We start from the raw sequence: 18,614 nt of genomic DNA on the forward strand, positions 1-18,614 counted from the left end.
CCGGTAGAACAGGGTATCAAAAAAGTAGGCCTGTATCGCAATACACAGGAATCTATCAACACCAACTATCTTACCCTCATTATACCAACGGGAGGTTTGTCTTCCCTGTTAATCGACGGTAGCAATACCTTCGACCACACCTATCCGCATCCTAACGCCAGCGGCTACACGGTAGTCGTAAAACGTTGGCCAGCGGCGCCGGCACAATGCACGGTTACCAGCGACTCCGCCTTTACGGCGGTGACCTATGGTCTGGGCAGCGTGGAAAGCTATGGTTACAACGCAGGCACTTTGGTGAAAAATCTGAATATCCTGCCGGCATTCAACAACGTGTTGAACAACACCGGGCAGAATAACACTTACACCTGCGCCAATACGCCGTTCCGCTTCTCCATGCTGATACCGGTAAAACCAACCGCTATCACCTGGAAATTCAGCCAGGTAGCCAGTCTTGCGCCTAAAACAGACGTGTTGCAAAACAACCCTACACCGGTTGATTCCGTAACGCTCAACGACAGGAGATACTATCGTTTCGTATTACCGGACGATTATGTATTCAGCAAACCAGGCACCTATTATGTACCGATCCTGCTCACGCACCCGGACATAGAAAGTTGCAGCAACAGCTTTGAAAGCATCCTGGAAATAAAAGTAATACCGGCACCGGTGGTGAACTTCTCCGTTGACTATACCGGTTGTTTGAACGACGCCGCCCTGTTCAAAGGCGCCGCTACTACCAGCAATGGCGTAGGTATCAGTACCTGGAAATGGAACTTCGCTGACTCTACCGGTTCATCCGCAAAAGACACCACGAAATATTTCAAATATCCGGGTATCAAACAAGTGAAATTAAGCATCGTGGCAGCCGAAGGTTGCGTGGGTGATACCACCAAAGAAGTGGAAGTATATGCCCCTGCCGTAGCACAAATCGTGAAAGATTCTTTCATCGTGTGCAATGGATCTGATGTAACGCTCTCCGCTAAAAATCCGGAACCGGGCGTATTGTACAACTGGTACGATGCTCCAACAGGTGGTAATCTGTTGCATACCGGCAACGACTACACGATGACGAACGTTAGCGCCGATGGTACTTACTACCTCGAAACAATGACACACGGATGCCCCGGTCTTGCACGAGCCAAAGCCATTGTGCATGTACTGCCGGTACTCGCTACACCAGTGGTTACGGTAGACAGTGTAGGCGTGAACATGATCCGCTTCAAATGGAAAGCCATTGCCAACGCTACCGGATATGAAGTATCGATAGATGGTGGTACCACCTGGACCTTGCCTTCATCCGGCAAAGAAGGACTGGTGCATATCATCGCGGGCTTACAACCGGTACAAACGATCAAACTGATGGTACGTGCGAAAGGCTGCGAGGACAAAATATCCATACCGGCAGATGGCACCACCTTACCGGACGGCATTTATATCCCGAATACATTCACGCCTAACAATGATGGTAAAAATGACTTGCTGCTGGTATATGGTTATATCATCAAACAAATGCACCTCACCATTTTTGATCAGTGGGGCGAAAAAGTATTCGAATCCAATAACCAGACAACAGGCTGGGATGGCAACTACAAAGGAAAAGCACTGCCTTCCGGCGTGTACATCTATGTATGTCATCTGACGCTTACTGATGGAAGTAAAACAGAAAAGAAAGGAGTGATTAACCTGATTCGTTAAAAACAGTGATATGAAAAAAATCAGCACAACGAAGTTGTTACTGGTTGCTATCGGATGTATGATGTTGCATTGGCCACCGGCCAATGCAACCATCCGAACGGCGTACCAGGGGATAGATAGTATTATGAGGAGCAGAAGAGCGGTACTGGTATATCCCAACCCGGTGATAGGGTCACTGACTGTACAATCGCGACAGCCCATACAACAACTGGTACTCTATACCATGGATGGAAAAGCGGTGAAAAGAGTGATGACCAACGGTAAAAATAACCAGCTTTCTGTACAGGACATTCAACGCGGCGCTTATATGCTGAACACCATTTTTGAAGATGGAACAAAAACGTCGAAGCTGATCATCAAACAATAATCATTTCAATATGAAAAATTGAAGAAGATGTCAACCAAACTAATATATCATAAGGCCTGCATGTCGGTACAACAACTTTGCATTGCCATATCCCTGATCCTGTTATCCTCCGTGGCCAATGTTGCATACGCCCAGAATCTTTCCAACAAGGGGAAAGATTTCTGGGTGGGCTACGGACATCATCAGTTCATGGAAATGGGACAAAGCAACAGCCAGGAAATGATCCTGTACCTCAGCGCAGAACAACCGGCTACGGTAACTGTTAGCATTGTGGGCACCACGTGGACGCGGACTTATAACATTCCCGCCAACACGGTGATTGCGTCAGACCTGATTCCCAAATCAGGCGCCATTGATGCAAGACTGTATTCCCTCCCTCCTTCTTTTGGCGGCACCGGCGGCGAAGGTGTGTTCACGGCTAAGTCTATACACATCCAAAGTAATGTACCCATTGTGGCCTACGCGCATATTTTTGGCAGCGCCTCTTCCGGTGCTACCATGCTGATGCCGGAAGAAACCTGGGGGTATTCTTACATCTCCGTTAACAGTATGCAGAACTATGCAAACGACTGTTTCTCCTGGATGTTTGTAATTGCCAACCAGAATAATACCGTGGTAGAAATCACGCCTTCCGTATTAACCCGCAATGGTCGCCCACCGGGTGTGCCCTTTACGGTTACGCTGAACCGTGGAGATATTTATCAGCTGGTAGGTGCTTCTCTTGGTAATGGCCAGGGACGGCAGCTTACCGGTACTACGATTAAATCTATCGGTAATTCGGTAGGACAGTGTTACCCGGTAGCCGTATTTTCCGGTAGTAGCCGTACTGCTATCACCTGTAACAATAGCAATAGCAGCGGAGATAATAATATTCAACAGATCTTCCCTTTCCAGGCATGGGGTAAACGTTATCTCACTGCCCCAACTTCGGAAGATGATGTACCGGCTAATCTGCAGTTTAATATTTATAAAGTAGTGGTGAAAGATCCCACCACCGTTGTAAAAAGAAATGGCGTAACCCTGCCTGCGGGTAGTCTGATTGGCAACTCCTACTATGAATTTGTGAGCAATACTGCAGACTACATTGAGTCAGACAAACCGGTACTGGTAGCCCAGTTCATGTCATCCTCAGGCGCCTGCGGCAATACTGGCGGACTCGGTGATCCGGAAATGGTATACCTCAGCCCTGTGGAACAAGCCATTAAACGTATTGGCTTTTATCGCAACAACCGCGAGTTTATTCAAACCAACTATCTCACGATGATTATTCCTACGTTAGGTATTCCATCGCTGTTGATAGATGGCAGCCCATTATACGATTTCGCGTACCCCCATCCTAACCTGAACGGCTACTCGGTAGTCATTAAGCGATGGCCGGCCGCACCTGCCCAATGTATTGTAAAAAGTGATTCTGCCTTTACCGCGGTGACCTATGGCCTCGGCAGTGTAGAAAGCTATGGCTACAATGCAGGTACCCTGATCAATAACCTCAATGCAGTAGGATCTATTCATAACAGTTATGATACTTCAAAAAGTTCCAATGATTTTACCTGTACCAATACTCCTGTGCAGCTCTCCATTCTAATGGCTTATCAGCCTACTAAAATGGTCTGGAAACTCAGCACACTCGGCACCGCCGTTACGCCCAATGCAGATGTGACCGACAATGCGCCGGTAAGTACCGGCACCGTGTTGATCAATGGCATTACTTATTATAAATACACTTTACCTGGCACCTATTTGTTTAGCGCCATCGGAGAATATGATGTGCCGGTGATGACCACACATCCCAGCATTGAAAACTGTACCAATACAGAAAAAGTAGGATTTACCGTCAGCGTAAAAGGTAAACCACGCGCGGTGATGACCTACGCCTACACCGGCTGTACACTCGATACCGTGTATTTCAAAGGTGATAGCAGCCTGAAAGATCCACTGATAGATCGCTGGCAATGGGAATTCCCCGGTGCCGTAAAAGATAGCGGCGTGCACGTAGGCAAAGTATTTCCGGTAGGCAATGCTGCCGTAAAGCTTACTGTTATTTCAAGAGATGGTTGTGTGGGAGATACTGCTTTCACCGTAGCTGCAGTAGCTAAACCCGTGGCCACCTTCGCCACTGATATGGCCGCCATCTGCGAAACAGGCGCGCTGAAAATCACGGACCAGTCTACCTACGGTGGCACCGCTCCTTTAACATCCTGGTACTGGAATTTTGGCAACGACTCTGTGCTGACTACCACTACCGGCGCCGTACAAACGATTACTTATAAAGACCACAATAGTTATACGATCCAACATGTAGTAAAAGTCAGTGACCTTTGTATCAGTGATACGGTATCAAAAGTAGTCACGGTATATGCCAAACCCACGCCGTTATTTGCGTACCCCGGCGATTGCCTGCCGGTAGGCGGACTGGTGCAGTTTACCAGCGGCGCCGTAGTACCGGACGCGCAAACCATCAGCAGCCATGCGTGGAACTTTGGAGACGCTAATGCCACCGGCGCCAATCCGAATACTTCCGTATTAAAAGATCCTACACACGCCTATACGAAGTTTGGAACATATAGTATTCAATATAGTGTGACTACCGACAAAGGCTGTACGAAAGATACTACGGTAACGGCTACGTTTAAATTGAAGCCTCAGCTGGTGTATGCACCCTTAACCGGTGTTTGTGTAAATGTACCCGGCAGCATAGCAGTAGGTAAAGCCACTGTACAAAACGGTGTGACCGGCAAAGGCTATTACCGTGGACCTGCCACCGACTCTGCTGGTAATTTCACGCCGGCTACCGCAGGCGCCGGCACGCAAACCATCTGGTATGTGTTTAATACAGACAGTGGCTGCACGGATTCTGTTTCCACTACCGTAACAGTATATCCCAAGCCTGCGGCTGCCTTTACGGCCACCGCCAATTTGTGCCTGGGACAAACCACGCTGTTCACGGATCAATCCACTATCTCTGCAGGGAACATTACCAACTGGAAATGGGACCTCGCAGATGGCACGACTAAAAACAACACCAACAACAATCCATTTAATATCACTTATCAGAAAGATAGCAACTACCTCGTGAAGCTGGTGGCGGTGAGTGATCATAACTGTATCAGCGATACCGCCAAAGTTGCGGTAGTAGTGCATCCGCTGCCGAAAACAGATTTCAGTCTGCCGGCTAAAGTATGTATGCCGGATGGCAATGCGGCCTTTGTCAACCTCACCACCGTGAAAGACCAATCGGCCCTCGCCTACCAATGGAATTTTGGTGATGGTGGCGCCGGCTCGGCCGCGAAAGATCCTACCTGGCAATACAAGGCCTTTGGTCCGTTTAATGTGAAGCTGGTAGCTACTACCGCCAATGGCTGTAAAGATTCCGCCAGCAAAACATTAAGCGCCTTCTTCGGTCAGCCGGTAGCTTCCTTTAACGTAACGCCGGATACCCTTTGCCAGGGCGCGGACAATGTATTCACCGACCAGAGTACCGATCCTACCAGCACCATTAATAAATGGGAATGGAGTTTTGGAGACGGTACCACTTCTACGGAACAGCATCCGGTTAAAAAATATACCGCACCTGGCGAATACAGTGTGCAGTTGCAAGTAGCAAATCAGTCGGGTTGCGGTTCTTCTGCTTACAGCAGCAAGGTCATCGTATACCTGCAACCCATCATCGATGCAGGACCATCCTTTGTAGTAGCGCAGGGTACCGTCATCAGCTTCAAACCTGTAGCGAATGATTCGGTGAACCTGCGCTTCAACTGGGATCCGCCGGCCGACTTCCCGGACCCTACGGTGCTGTCGCCTGTCATCCCAGCCATGCACGACGCCACCTATACACTGACTGCCATCGGCAAACACAGTTGTATGGCCCGCGATGCCATGACCGTAAAAGTATTGAAACCCGTGGCGCCACCGAATGCCTTCTCTCCCAACGGTGATAATATCAACGATACCTGGATCATCAGCAACCTGGCTGATTATGCAGAAAGTACCGTGGAAGTATTCAACCGGTATGGAGAAAGAATATATCGTTCCACCGGGTACAACATACCCTGGGACGGGCGCTTCAAAGGCAACCTGCTGCCTATGGCCACCTACTATTACGTAATCCGGCTCAGGGCAGGTATGGCGCCTATTACCGGCTATGTCACCATTATCAGGTAAAGTAAATCATTCACATAAAACCGTATTGTAAATGAGAACAATTATTGCAACCTTATTCCTTTCTGCAGCTGCTTTATGCACCAGTACAAAACTGATGGCACAAACAGATCCGCATTTCTCTCAGTATTACGTATATCCGTCGTGGTTAAATCCTGCGCTCACCGGCGTGTTCGACGGCGACTATCGCGTAGCCGCTATTTACCGTACCCAATGGGGAAACATCAGTCCGTTTAAAACATATGGTGTCAGCGGAGAAATACCTACGACGAAGAATATCAACATCGGCGCCAGCGTACTAAATCAAACAGCCGGCGATGGTGGTTACAACTATACCACCGCCTATGTAAGCGCCGCTTATACCGGTGTGAAACTCGATGCGTTTCATTATCATCAGCTGAACTTCGGATTGCAGCTGGGCTTCATTCAGCGCAAATTCGATCCTTCCAAGCTCACTTACGGTGAGCAATGGAATCCTGTTACCGGTTACAATCCCGGCAACCCGATTTCTGATGGCCTTACCCGCAACAGTGCAGCTTCCTTCGACGCCGGCGCAGGCGCCTTGTACTATGATGCTACCCCCGGGAAAAATTTCAATATCTATGGTGGCTTCTCTGTTATGCATCTCACAAAACCACAGGACCAGTTCAGCGCCAAAGGTGATGCCCGGTTCCCGATGCGCTTCAATGTACATGGAGGGGTGAAACTAACGCTGTCGGATATACTCAGTATTACACCCAATTTCCTGTTCATGCAGCAAGGACCTGCCCAGGAAAAAATGATTGGCGCTTACGGACAGCTGAATGCCGCTATGGGCACAGATTTCCTCCTTGGTCTGAATTACCGGTATAAAGATGCCATCACTACCCACGCAGGATTTATTTATAAAAACATGATGCTGGGCGCCAGCTATGATATCAATACTTCTGACCTCAGCAAAATGGCACATGGCGCTAACAGCTTCGAAATATCGCTGACGTTCATTGGCCGCAAATCAGTCAGAACACCAGACGTGGAATTTGTTTGTCCAAGATTGTAATCAACTTTTAAACGCAACAGCTATCACATGAAAAAAATACTTTTTACCTCGGCAGTGTTGTTGTCTGGCATGGTGTCGTACGCGCAGTTTACCTATAATTACCTGAAGGCGGCAGATCAGTACTACAACAAAGAAGACTACAACTCCGCTGCTACCTATTACGAAAAATACCTGGGCTCCCGCAACAAAACCGTGAAGCCGGATACTTACAAGCCCTATGCTGCCGTGTCTGTCGTTAAAAATAAAACGGTAAAGGTGAGCAGTGAGCAGCAAGCTGTATACAAGCTGGCAGAGAGTTACCGCAACCTCCATGATTTCGGCAAAGCAGCACCGCATTATGAATCGGTGATGGAAATGGATAAAACCAATTTTCCCTTAGCGGCATACTACTATGCGGTTTCCCTCCGTGCATTAGCTAAATATGACGAGGCAGCACAAGCGTTCCGTAATTTTCTAAACAACTATACCGCCAACGATAAATTCACGGAAGCGGCTAAACGGGAACTACAAAACCTGGAATTTATTACGGCACAATTAAATAAAAAAGACCTGACGGAATACAAGGTGAGCAAAGCACCTGCCGCTCTCAATACCACCGGCGCCAGTTATGCGCCGGTGTGGAGCAGCGGTAACACCCTGTTATTCACCTCTACCAGACCTGATAGTTCTTTCCAGAAAAACCATACTTACATTAACCGTTTATACACGGCAGATAATGAAGGCGGACAAATATCCAATATCCGTTTACTAAAACTGGATCAGCCGGAAGGACTCCATCAGGGAGCAGCATGCGTATCGCCCGATGGACAGCTGTTATTCCTGACCCGCTGGCAGATAGATCATGGCAAAAAAACATCCGCCATTTACGTAGCCCGAAAAAATGGCGATGGCTGGAATGAGCCGGTGTTAATGGATGCGCTGATCAACACGCCAGGAAATAATACCCAGCAACCTTATCTTTTGGGAGATGGTAAAACATTGCTGTATGCCAGTGACAGAGCCGATGGATACGGTGGTTTCGACTTATGGTATGCTACCCTCGACGAAGCCGGCAAACCCGAACAGACAGCCAATCTGGGTGAAGTAATTAACACTGCCGGCAACGAGCAGGCGCCCTTCTATCATGCCGCCACCGGCACATTAGTATTCTCTGCCGATAACCGCATCGGCATGGGCGGCTACGACTTCTTCTCCAGCAAAGGAACGATCGGTACCTGGAAAGCCCCGGTAAATATGGGTTACCCGGTAAACTCCGTAAAAGATGATATCTATTTCACCAGCAGAAGTAACAATAAAAATTTGCTGGATGAAGTACTGTTGGGTACAGACCGTGCCGCCGCCTGCTGCCTCGAATTATTTTTTGTACATAAGAACCGGCCATTGAAACAACTGAGCGGCATCGTTATCTCCTGTGATAACCAGTCCCCACTGGCCGGCGCAGCCATCAACATTATAGATACGATCAATAACAAAGTCATTTTCACACAACAAACCAACGCCGATGGCAGCTATGCTTTTACGGTAGAAGATTTCTTACCACTGAAAGCAGTTGCTAACGCCGACGGTTATACGACTAATTCACAACAGATCACCGTTCCGCTGAATGAAGATACGGCTGCGATCACCGCACCGGTGTTATGCCTGACTAAAATCATTACACCGGAAGCACCGGTAGTGCTGGAAAATGTGTACTACGATTTCAACAAGGCAACGCTGCAGGAAACCTCCTTTACATCGCTCGACAAACTCGTGGACTTGCTCACCGCAAATCCGGCTATGCACATAGAACTCAGTGCGCATACGGATAGCAAAGGTAAAGCGGCATTTAACCAACGCTTGTCGGAAGCCCGTGCCAAAAGCTGTGTCGACTATCTCGTGAGCAAAGGCATTGACGCTTCCAGGTTGACCTATATCGGTTATGGCGCTACTCAACCGGTGGCCCCCAATACCCTGGAAGATGGCAGTGATAACCCGGAGGGAAGACAAAAGAACAGGAGAACGGCATTTACCATTATTAAAAAGTAACAGCCCGGCTGTTTAATCCAAAATCGCTGATCCATGAAAAACATTGTGCTCACAGGTTTGCTCGTTTTGCTACTGCAGGTTACCCATGCACAGCAACAACCACATTACACGCAGTATATCATGAATCCTTTTATCATCAATCCGGCATTGGCAGGCATTGAAAACTACTGGGACCTGCGCCTGAGTCACCGGCATCAATGGGTAGGCATGAAAGGTGCACCAGTGACTACGTACCTGACCTTGCAGGGGCCCTTGCGTAAATCGGATTACAGCACGGCCTCTCCTACCGGCTTTGATCCGGAAGGCAACAACCCCAGGGGTAAGGCGTACTGGCAGGATTATACCACTCCCCCACCACATCCGGGTGTGGGACTCACCATCCTGAATGATAAAACCGGTCCGCTGAATCGCTTCTCTGTTTCCGGCGCCTATGCGCATCATATTAACCTGTCGCCCAGAACCAGCATCAGTGCAGGTATTGGCATAGGCATGCAACAGGTAAGTCTGGATGCCAGCAAAGTAGCATTCTTTGATCCTTCCGATCCGGTGCTGGGCAGCAGCTCCGGCGTGCTGAACAAATGGAAACCGGAAGTAAATGCAGGACTCTGGTTGTACTCCGCCGATTTTTTCGCGGGACTATCTGCCCAGAATATTATCCCGCAACAAATAGGATTCGATGACGGTAAAGTAATAGGTGATTCCGTATACCGGGGCAAACTGGTGCCGCATTTATTTTTCACTACGGGCTATCGTTTATGGATCAACGACGACCTGAATGTAATGCCGTCGGTGATGTTGAAAATGATTACTGCCATGCCACTCAGTGTAGATGTCAACGCCCGGTTTATGTACCGCGACCGGCTCTGGCTGGGCGCTTCCTACCGGCTGCACGATGGCGTGGCTGGCATGTTTGGCTTAAATATCAGTTCACAGTTTAATATCGGCTACTCTTACGACTATACGGCGTCTTCCCTAAATACAGTCAGCAGAGGAACACATGAAATCATGATCGGTTTCCTGTTGGGTAACAAGTATGGAGATACCTGCCCGCGTAATGTCTGGTAGTCAACATTCATTTTTCTCATTCTATTCACTAATAAAAAAACAAAACAATTGTCATTATGAAACAGGTTACACGTTTTATGCCCTATGCATTGATCACTGCTGTTGTATTATTTTTTGCTGCCTGCTCCAAAGACGGAGCGCAAGGTCCTGCGGGTGCAGCGGGTCCTGCTGGTCCTGCCGGCATACCCGGCGCTACTGGTCCCAAGGGAGATTCAGGCGCCGCCGGTAGTGCCAACGTGATCTATTCTGCCTGGCAGGATGTAACATTCGCACCAGCGGATACGATCTTCAATCAAAATGGTACTATCAATACCATCATTTACGGCGCTACGCTCACTGCAGCGAAACTAAATGCAGCTTTGCTGGCCAATGCGTCTATCAACGTGTACATCAATCTCGGCAATGCTACTACTCCTTTCGTACAGCCATTACCGTATGTAGATGAATATGGTTACCTGATCCGGTTTGTAGCCTATGCAGGCAAAATTGATCTGATCGGCAACGCACCTATCAGCACCACCACCGACAAGCGTTATCAGTACAGATATGTAATTGTGCCAGGTGGCGTAAACGCCAGAGACGCAGCCGGTATTAATTGGAACGACTACACGCAGGTAAAAAAATATTTAAACTTAAAGGACTAGGTTGGCTATACCAGCCACCAGTATGTATCAGGGCCGCCTTATTCAGGGTGGCCCCATTTTAAAAAAATTTATTGACCAAAATTTATCAACACCCGCATGAACCTATATAACGACTTCACCGATCAGGAACTAATCCGCCTGTACATTGCAGGCAATAACCCGGCATTTACCACATTGGTACACCGTCATAAAAACAGGATCTTTACGACCATCGTTTTGTTAGTGAGAGACAGAAGTCTCGCGGAAGATATTTTCCAGGAAGTATTTATCAAAATTGTAAATGCGCTGCAATCAGGCCACTATGTGGATAACAGCCGTTTCCTGGCCTGGGCTGTAAGAATTGCCCACAACGCCTGTATCAGTCATTTCAGAAAAGCACATACCGTGGTAGTCACCTACAACGATGCCATGGGCGATAGTATAGAGCTGTCTGAACACAGTCAGGAGCAGCTCATCATGAAAGCAGAAGTCAGTGCAGAAATAAACCGCATGCTCGATCGCTTACCCGGCCTGCAACGCGAAGCGCTGATACTCCGGTATTATGCTGATCTGAGTTATAAGGAAATGGCGCAGGTAATTGGGATCAGTATAAATACAGCGTTGGGAAGGGTGCGGTATGCGCTGATGAATTTACGCAAACAGGTAGATGTGGAGAGTTTGGAAGCGGTATGAAAATGTATTCATACCGCCCGCCAATATCATTGGGTAGATAATTAGAATAAAACAACATTACAATGACTTCCTCCTGATCAACACTGTTGGCAACACTTCCTGCACCTTTTCACGCTTCAGCACAAAAACAGCGGCTTTCTCTGCCATCAGTTTAAAGTCGGTGGAATAAGTGGTAATCCCGTTACAGATAATTTCTTTTACTACATCATCATTGTGAGACAGGATGCCCACATCCTTTCCAGGCACCAGTTTCTTTTCCACACAATCTTTCAGGATAGCCCATAACTCTGTATTATTGATCGTGTAATACACTTTTCCTTTGGCGATAGTGCCAGGCACATATTCCGTTTTAATGACCCCGTTGATTTTATGATCTTTGATAAAACGCTTATACGCTTTCAGTATTTCTATCGGCGTATCGGTAGATGGCCGGTAGTAAAAAATCATCTCATCAAACTTGCGGATGGTATCTGCCAAAGCAGCAAAGGCATGATAGGATGACTCACCAAACTCCTGTACAATGTAAGAATAATCGGCCGTCAGTGGTTCATACCGGTCAATCATCAGGAACTTATCCATGGGCAGCCCCTTCAGGATGCCGCTGGTTTTAGGATGCGGAATAGGCGCCACTACATACATACCATAGCGACCTTTGATAGTGGCTACAATGCTTTCAAATACTTCGATGTTGTTGTGATGAAAAAATACATCCAGCTGTATATTTTCGCCGAGGTTGGCCCGGAAGGTTTTATAAAATGTTTCCTGGAAAGTGTCAAATGCGAATAACAATAAAGCTACTTTCAGCTGCTGCCCGGTATCATCACTGCTTACAAAAAAGCCCTGCCGGTTGCGTGCCGTCACAATACCTCTTTCCACCAGTTCTTTATAGCCTTTGGCGATTGTTTCCCTTGCAAAGCCCAGTTCACCGATCAGGTTATTCACGGAAGGTAACGCATCGCCTCTCGACAACAATTTCGCGTTAATGGCATTGATAATGCCCTGAACGAATTGTTCGTGTTTAGACAAACCTGGAATCCCTTCCAGTTCATGTATCTGCTCGTATATATCCTGCATGTAAGGAAAATTAATCAGCGCTCTACCGGGAGCCTCTTTTAAGGTTATCAATTGTACACTGTAAATGACAGCATAGTCCGCTACTGTACTATGCTGTCCTACTAAGCTATCATCTTTTTTCTACACTTTCAAGTTTTTCGGTAGAATAATGTACTTCTGAGAGCGATTGTAATTTTTTCGCTGCCCATTCCGGAGTGATATCCCGTTGCGGGCTGGCCAGCAGTTCATAGCCTACCATGAACTTTTTTACGGAGGCAGACCGTAGCAATGGCGGGTAGAAATGCATATGCCAATGCCATTCCGGATGCGCCCCGCTATTCACCGGCGCCTGATGCATACCGGCAGAGTAAGGGAAAGAGGTTTCAAAAAGATTATCATACCGCGTAGTCAGCCTTTTTAAAATATCTGAGAGCGCCATTTTTTCTACTTCACTAAAATGCGTCATATCCGTCACATGCCGCTTGCTCACTACCATGGTTTCAAAGGGCCATACTGCCCAGAAAGGGACCAGTACTACGAAGTGCTCATTTTCTATCACAATCCGCTCCTGTTTATCCAGCTCCAATGCCAGATAACTTCCCAACAGGCTTTTCCCGGTCGTTTCATAATATTTTTTCTGGTGAGATGTTTCCTTCATCAGTTCTGCCGGCACATCGCTGGCTGCCCAGATCTGACTATGTGGATGCGGATTGCTGCACCCCATAATGTCGCCTTTGTTTTCAAATACCTGTACGTACTTAATGTCCGGATCGGCGGCCAGGCTACGGAACTCTGTTTCCCACAATCCAATTACTTTCCGTATGTCTGCTACTTCCAGCAAGGGCATGGTCAAATCATGCCGGGGCGAAAAACATACGACGCGGCAAATACCTTTTACACTGCGTGCATGTAATAACTGGTCTGCCTGGTCAGCACCGGCAGGCGTATCCGCCATCAAGGCACCGAAATCATTGGTAAAGGCAAATGGCTCTGTATATTCAGGGTTTAGTTCCCCGCCCATCCGGCTATTGCCCGGACACAGATAACAGGTGGCGTCATAGGCTGGCAGCGGATCGCTGTCTACTTTTTCTACTTTGCCGTTCCACGGCCTTTTGGTTCGATGTGGTGATACTAATACCCATTCACCGGTTAAGATATTTAATCGCTGGTGTGGATGTTCTTCTAACTGGAATGCCTGCATAAAATGGTTTAGGGTGCTTCGTTAATCTGGATCACCACACTTGTCCGCTTTAGGTTCAACTGTGGATTAAATCCAATGGTCATTAAAAATTCTCCCGTAAAAGTAATATTATCTGGAATACTACTGGCCTCCCCCGGATAAAGATTAATCTCTTTTAACCGGTATCGCTTCGCAGGGTCCAGTCCTTTCAGGCGGATAGGCAACTTACTGCCTTCTCCATAGCGGCTACTCACCAGGTAGTTGAACATGACCCCCTTGCTTTGCTTTTCATCGAGGTACATGATGGCGGCTACGCTGCCCTCGTGCGGGTCTGCCAGGCGATATTGGTCACCATGCCAGATCACATCTTTCAAAGCAGTATAGTGGGTAATCGCTTCCTGGCAGAAGGTCCTATCCTTTTCTTTTAAATCCTCTACCACAATGTCAAAGCCCAGCTTGCCCATCATGGCTACATCTACCCGAAACTTGATCGGTTGTTTACCCCAATCCGTAACGTGGTTGGCACTGGCGATGGCAGGATAGAAATAAGAATTTTCCCATTGAATAAAAATCCGCTCCAAAGGATCGGTGTTATCACTCGGCCAGTACTCCGTAAAATATTGTAAAGCGCCGTAATCCACACGGCCACCACCGCCGGAGCAAAGCATCATCGCCACCGTTGGGTATTTGGCCCGCACTCTCGCCAGCACTTTATACAGCCCTCTTACATATTCCACATACAACTGTGACGATTGCCTGCCCTGGTAAGCAGACCATGCATTATAAATAACCGCGTTGCAATCCCATTTGATATAAGATAATTTCGGTGCCTTGATAAACAGGGAATCTATTATCTGAAAAACAAAGTCCTGCACTTTAGGATTACTTAAGTCCAGCACCAGCTGATGACGGAAATAATGTTCTTCTCTGCCGGGTTGTCTTAATACCCATTCCGGATGTTTGGTATTCAGCTCACTCTGCGGACTCACCATTTCAGGCTCTATCCAGATACCAAATTTCACACCGTTGGTTTGCGCTATGCTATCCAGCGTCCCGATCCCGTTGGGGAGCTTTTTGCGGTTCTCCTGCCAGTCCCCCAGCCCTGCATGATCACTGTTACGGGGAAATTTATTGCCAAACCAGCCATCATCCAGCAGGAAAAGGTCTACGCCTAAATCTTTGGTATCTTTTAATAAGCCTTTTAGTTTGGCTTCGTCAAAGTCAAAATAAGTGGCTTCCCAGTTGTTTAATAAGGTAAGTCGTTCTCTATTTCCGTTCGGTATCTTATAGTTCCTGGCCCAGCGTTGCAGTTTGCGGCTGGCCTCTCCTTTTCCCTTGGTAGAAAAAGTGTACAGGAAAGCGGGTGTTTCAAAAGCCTTATTAGCGGGTAGTATATAGGGAGATTGATAATTATTGATGCCCGCTATGATACGCAGGTTATCCAGGTTATCCAGCTCAAGATCTACCCTGAAATTACCGCTCCACTCTACGGAGCCATACAACACGCTACCATGGTCTTCTGTAGCTGGTTGATCCAGCGATATCATAAATACCGGTGGCTGAAATAAGTCAGCACGGGTACCCAGCTTGGAATCGAGTGTTTTAATGCCATGTGTCAGCTGCGATTCTTCCGGCTGCATTTCCATGGCCCAGTCGCCATGATACTGCTTCAGCCAGTAGCGGGAAGCTTTCAAATACAAATTGGCAGAAGCAAACTTCTGCAAGGTCACCGCACCTTTTTCCTGGTGCCTGATCTCCGACCACTGTTCTATAACATCTGCTGCTTTATACACTTTATAATGCAGCGTTACTTCAAACGGATAGAGTGGATCTTTCAGTAAAATGCTGGTTTCTTCCACATCCGGACCAGGGGAAACCGTTTTGTGACTCACATAACGCAGGTCAAGACCGTTATTACCATCGGCATGTGTTACTGCAATGGCTGGTTCGAAAAGATTTTTGGAACCGGCTGCGGTATATGCCGCGTTGGCCACTTCGGAATATTCTGTCGTTTGCTGATATGCAGCAGGCACTTGCTGATAGCCGGCGCTATTGGATAGCTTGGCGCCAAAGTAAATGGTAGACAATTGTCCTTTTGCGTCTACCTGCAGCACTACGGCATTTTGCTTTGATTCCACCGGGATGATCAATGGTCTGGAATCCTGTGCGGTAGCATATCCGCAACAGCCCATTACAAATAACCAGATGCTGTGTCTTAAATGGATGAATGGCTTCATGAACTAAAAACTTTAAAAAAAACTATAGCTATAGGTATAATGCACAATACGGATAACGGCAACCCGCTATCCGTACTGTGTGGTAAGAAATATTAGTACCCCTCATTCTGACGGAGTTTTTTGCCGGAGGCATTAATTTCCGACTGTGGAATAGGCGCCCAGTAATTTTTGGCCGGATCAAAATTACGTGCCAGGGCGGTAATGACGGTGTAAGTAATCGTTCCATCTCCTTGTTTGGTTGGGCGAATACCATAAATAGGAACTTTCTCTGTTTCGCCGGCAATCATCCATCTGCGCACATCATAATAACGGTGTTCTTCAAAGGCCAGCTCTATACGGCGCTCGTTACGGATACGGATGCGCATACTGTCCTGCGACAAACCTGTTGGTAACGATGGCATACCTGCCCTGGTGCGGATATCGTTCACCGCCTTATACACACTGCCTACTGGCCCAACCGCCTCATTTTCTGCTTCCGCATAGTTCAATAACACCTCTGCATACCTTAAATATTTCCAGGGCTGATAAGCTGTCTGGTTAGGGTTTTCCACCGGGTTGCTTTCATTGATAAACTTTCTTACATAATAACCGGTAGGACTGGTATTCCAGTTACCATTACCATCTTTACTATCTTTACCGCCGGGTAAAAATGTTTCCACATTGCGGGCTCTGTAAGGCGCACCATTGTACAGGATGCTCGCATAAAAACGCGGATCTCTGTTTTCGTAGGGGCTTTTCCGTTGGGTAGCATTATTCCAGTCGAAACGGGTACCATCTTTCATTTCATAATCATCTACCAGGTTTTGCATAGGGGTATTACCTCCCCACCCACCGTAACCGTTAGGGCCATTTACCAGCTCCAGGTTGGTGTGTTCATTGGTAGGAGAATATACTCTTTCAAAAATATCTTCGGATGTACCACTGATGGTGAATAATCCTTTGTAGTTGTTGTACAGTGAAAACTTATTCAACGCTATGACTGCCTGAGCTGCATTTGCAGCAGCGGTCCATTTGGCGGGGTCGTTCGAATTTTTAGTATATAAAGGACTGGCCGCATACAACAGCAGCCGTGCTTTCAGGGCCAGCGCCGCCTCGTAGGAACCACGACCAACAGGATAACTTTTATTTTGCATGAGCGCAGCCGCATTATCCAGTTCACTTACCGCATACTGGATGCATTTCTGTACTGGTTTGCGGATAAACAGCGAGTCGAAATTGGTATCTTCCAAAGTATATACGCGGTCACCTACCAACGGCACATCCCCGAAATTGCGGATCAGGTCCTGGTAGCGGTAAGCACGGATAAAATGCAGTTCCCCTTTCAGCCGGTCTTTTCCGGAACTGCTCATCGGTACTTTGTCGATATTGGCTAAAGCGTAGTTCACCTCTCTGATGCTGCGGTAGCTTCTGATCCAGGTGTCGCTGATCCAGCCGGTTCTGTCGGGCGTTAAAGCGCCCTGTTGTACAAACCAGGTGTTGTTATCCCATACTACCATGGACTCATCGGTAACAGAACTCATCCATGCATCTTCGAAAGCCCTGCCAAATCCGGGTTTGCCACCATCGTTGTTACCACCTACACCAATATATCTGCCTGTTACGTAAGCCTCTGCCAGAGAAGAATCGCCCCACACTGCTTCATCGGTGATAATGCTGGTAGGCGTGGTATTCAGAAAATCCTTTTTACATGCTCCCAGTGCTGCCGCAGCCGCTGCTACCAGGATCAGTGCTATATGTTTTGTTCTCATTTCTTTGCAATTGAAATAGTAAATGATTTGTTTCCGGCGCTCTTAAAAATTCACGTTCACACCTACGTTAAACACTTTCTGCTGCGGGTAAAAATAACCGCTGCCATCGGTGCCTTCCGGATCTATTTGTTTCACGCGGGTAAATGTGAGCAGGTTAAAGCCATTCAGGTAAATGCGTGCTCCTTTAACAGATGCTTTGGATAGTAAAGATGTGGGCAGGTTGTAGCCTATCTCTACGTTCTTCAGGCGGAGGAAAGCGGTATTCCAGTTCCAGAAAGTGCTGGGGTATGCGCCCAGGTTGCTGGAATTAGGTCTGGATACAGCACGTGGCCAGGAAGCATTGGTGTTTTCCGGTGTCCAGCGGTGGTCGGCCCACTCTTTCAGGAAGGAACCAAATTCGCCGGATTCCCATAGCAGGTATTGGTTTGAATTGCCCTGGCCCTGTAACAAAATATTTACATCGAAACCTTTCCAGGAAGCACCTAACGTGATACCATATACGATTTGCGGAATATTATTCTGATCCACTCTTACGCGGTCGTTGGCCGTAATAGTTTTGTCGCCATCCACATCTTCCAGGATCAGGTCACCGGGCTGTGTTCCGGGAGCATGCGGGGTCGCATCGATCTGCGCCTGATCTTTATAGATGCCAATGCTGCGGTAATATAAACCGGCATTGATCGGATGCCCTTCCACCTTTTGGTTAAATGGTGTGGCGGGTGCTTCATCCA

General features: G+C 47.6%; 12 protein-coding genes and 1 pseudogene. 8 read left to right on the plus strand and 5 right to left on the minus strand.

From position 1 onward, the window contains the following. From VIP81_RS21500 to VIP81_RS21535, 8 genes are all read left to right on the plus strand, one after another. The coding region (locus tag VIP81_RS21500) for a gliding motility-associated C-terminal domain-containing protein (protein ID WP_331966100.1) at positions 1-1,695 on the plus strand (1,695 nt) is incomplete at its 5' end. A 10-nt stretch (positions 1,696-1,705) separates the two neighbouring features. Beyond that, the gene (locus tag VIP81_RS21505) at positions 1,706-2,062 is read left to right on the plus strand and encodes a T9SS type A sorting domain-containing protein (RefSeq protein WP_331966103.1); all 357 of its coding nucleotides are present in this window, start codon (positions 1,706-1,708) and stop codon (positions 2,060-2,062) included. Between the two features lie 27 nt (positions 2,063-2,089). Next, positions 2,090-6,223, plus strand: a complete 4,134-nt coding sequence (locus VIP81_RS21510; RefSeq protein WP_331966106.1) for a PKD domain-containing protein — start codon at positions 2,090-2,092, stop codon at positions 6,221-6,223. A gap of 31 nt (positions 6,224-6,254) precedes the next feature. Then, the gene (locus VIP81_RS21515) at positions 6,255-7,259 is read left to right on the plus strand and encodes a PorP/SprF family type IX secretion system membrane protein (protein WP_331966109.1); all 1,005 of its coding nucleotides are present in this window, start codon (positions 6,255-6,257) and stop codon (positions 7,257-7,259) included. A gap of 27 nt (positions 7,260-7,286) precedes the next feature. Continuing rightward, positions 7,287-9,284: an OmpA family protein gene (locus VIP81_RS21520; RefSeq protein WP_331966113.1), complete on the plus strand. Its 1,998-nt coding sequence runs from the start codon at positions 7,287-7,289 to the stop codon at positions 9,282-9,284. A gap of 33 nt (positions 9,285-9,317) precedes the next feature. Then, positions 9,318-10,349: a type IX secretion system membrane protein PorP/SprF gene (locus VIP81_RS21525; RefSeq protein ID WP_331966116.1), complete on the plus strand. Its 1,032-nt coding sequence runs from the start codon at positions 9,318-9,320 to the stop codon at positions 10,347-10,349. Between the two features lie 56 nt (positions 10,350-10,405). After that, the gene (locus tag VIP81_RS21530) at positions 10,406-10,993 is read left to right on the plus strand and encodes a hypothetical protein (protein ID WP_331966119.1); all 588 of its coding nucleotides are present in this window, start codon (positions 10,406-10,408) and stop codon (positions 10,991-10,993) included. Positions 10,994-11,089: 96 nt separating this feature from the next. Next, positions 11,090-11,665 (plus strand): RNA polymerase sigma factor, encoded by a 576-nt coding sequence (locus tag VIP81_RS21535; protein ID WP_331966122.1) that lies wholly within the window; start codon positions 11,090-11,092, stop codon positions 11,663-11,665. A gap of 57 nt (positions 11,666-11,722) precedes the next feature. On the opposite strand, the gene VIP81_RS21540 is transcribed toward VIP81_RS21535, so the two are convergent. The 5 genes and pseudogenes from VIP81_RS21540 to VIP81_RS21560 form a co-directional block, all read right to left on the minus strand. Further along, entirely contained in the window at positions 11,723-12,739 is a 1,017-nt protein-coding gene (locus VIP81_RS21540) for a GntR family transcriptional regulator (protein ID WP_331966125.1), read from the minus strand. A 109-nt stretch (positions 12,740-12,848) separates the two neighbouring features. Next, complete coding sequence (locus VIP81_RS21545; protein WP_331966128.1) at positions 12,849-13,919, minus strand: UDP-glucose--hexose-1-phosphate uridylyltransferase; 1,071 nt, start codon at positions 13,917-13,919, stop codon at positions 12,849-12,851. Between the two features lie 8 nt (positions 13,920-13,927). Next, entirely contained in the window at positions 13,928-16,135 is a 2,208-nt protein-coding gene (locus tag VIP81_RS21550) for an alpha-galactosidase (protein ID WP_331966131.1), read from the minus strand. 92 nt (positions 16,136-16,227) lie between these two features. Further along, positions 16,228-17,883 carry a RagB/SusD family nutrient uptake outer membrane protein gene (locus tag VIP81_RS21555; protein ID WP_331966134.1) on the minus strand — a complete coding sequence of 552 codons (1,656 nt, stop codon included), beginning with the start codon at positions 17,881-17,883 and terminating at the stop codon, positions 16,228-16,230. A gap of 42 nt (positions 17,884-17,925) precedes the next feature. After that, positions 17,926-18,614: pseudogene (locus VIP81_RS21560) on the minus strand (SusC/RagA family TonB-linked outer membrane protein); the annotation flags it as partial.

The organism is Chitinophaga sp. (assembly GCF_036566945.1).
Classification (GTDB): domain Bacteria; phylum Bacteroidota; class Bacteroidia; order Chitinophagales; family Chitinophagaceae; genus Chitinophaga.

Excerpts from the sequence above, each read along its gene's own strand:
- VIP81_RS21505 (WP_331966103.1), top strand. The coding sequence starts at position 1,706 with ATGAAAAAAATCAGCACAACGAAGTTGTTACTGGTTGCTATCGGATGT.
- VIP81_RS21510 (WP_331966106.1), top strand. The coding sequence starts at position 2,090 with ATGTCAACCAAACTAATATATCATAAGGCCTGCATGTCGGTACAACAA.
- VIP81_RS21515 (WP_331966109.1), top strand. The coding sequence starts at position 6,255 with ATGAGAACAATTATTGCAACCTTATTCCTTTCTGCAGCTGCTTTATGC.
- VIP81_RS21520 (WP_331966113.1), top strand. The coding sequence starts at position 7,287 with ATGAAAAAAATACTTTTTACCTCGGCAGTGTTGTTGTCTGGCATGGTG.
- VIP81_RS21525 (WP_331966116.1), top strand. The coding sequence starts at position 9,318 with ATGAAAAACATTGTGCTCACAGGTTTGCTCGTTTTGCTACTGCAGGTT.
- VIP81_RS21530 (WP_331966119.1), top strand. The coding sequence starts at position 10,406 with ATGAAACAGGTTACACGTTTTATGCCCTATGCATTGATCACTGCTGTT.
- VIP81_RS21535 (WP_331966122.1), top strand. The coding sequence starts at position 11,090 with ATGAACCTATATAACGACTTCACCGATCAGGAACTAATCCGCCTGTAC.
- VIP81_RS21540 (WP_331966125.1), bottom strand. The coding sequence starts at position 12,739 with ATGCAGGATATATACGAGCAGATACATGAACTGGAAGGGATTCCAGGT.
- VIP81_RS21545 (WP_331966128.1), bottom strand. The coding sequence starts at position 13,919 with ATGCAGGCATTCCAGTTAGAAGAACATCCACACCAGCGATTAAATATC.
- VIP81_RS21550 (WP_331966131.1), bottom strand. The coding sequence starts at position 16,135 with ATGAAGCCATTCATCCATTTAAGACACAGCATCTGGTTATTTGTAATG.
- VIP81_RS21555 (WP_331966134.1), bottom strand. The coding sequence starts at position 17,883 with ATGAGAACAAAACATATAGCACTGATCCTGGTAGCAGCGGCTGCGGCA.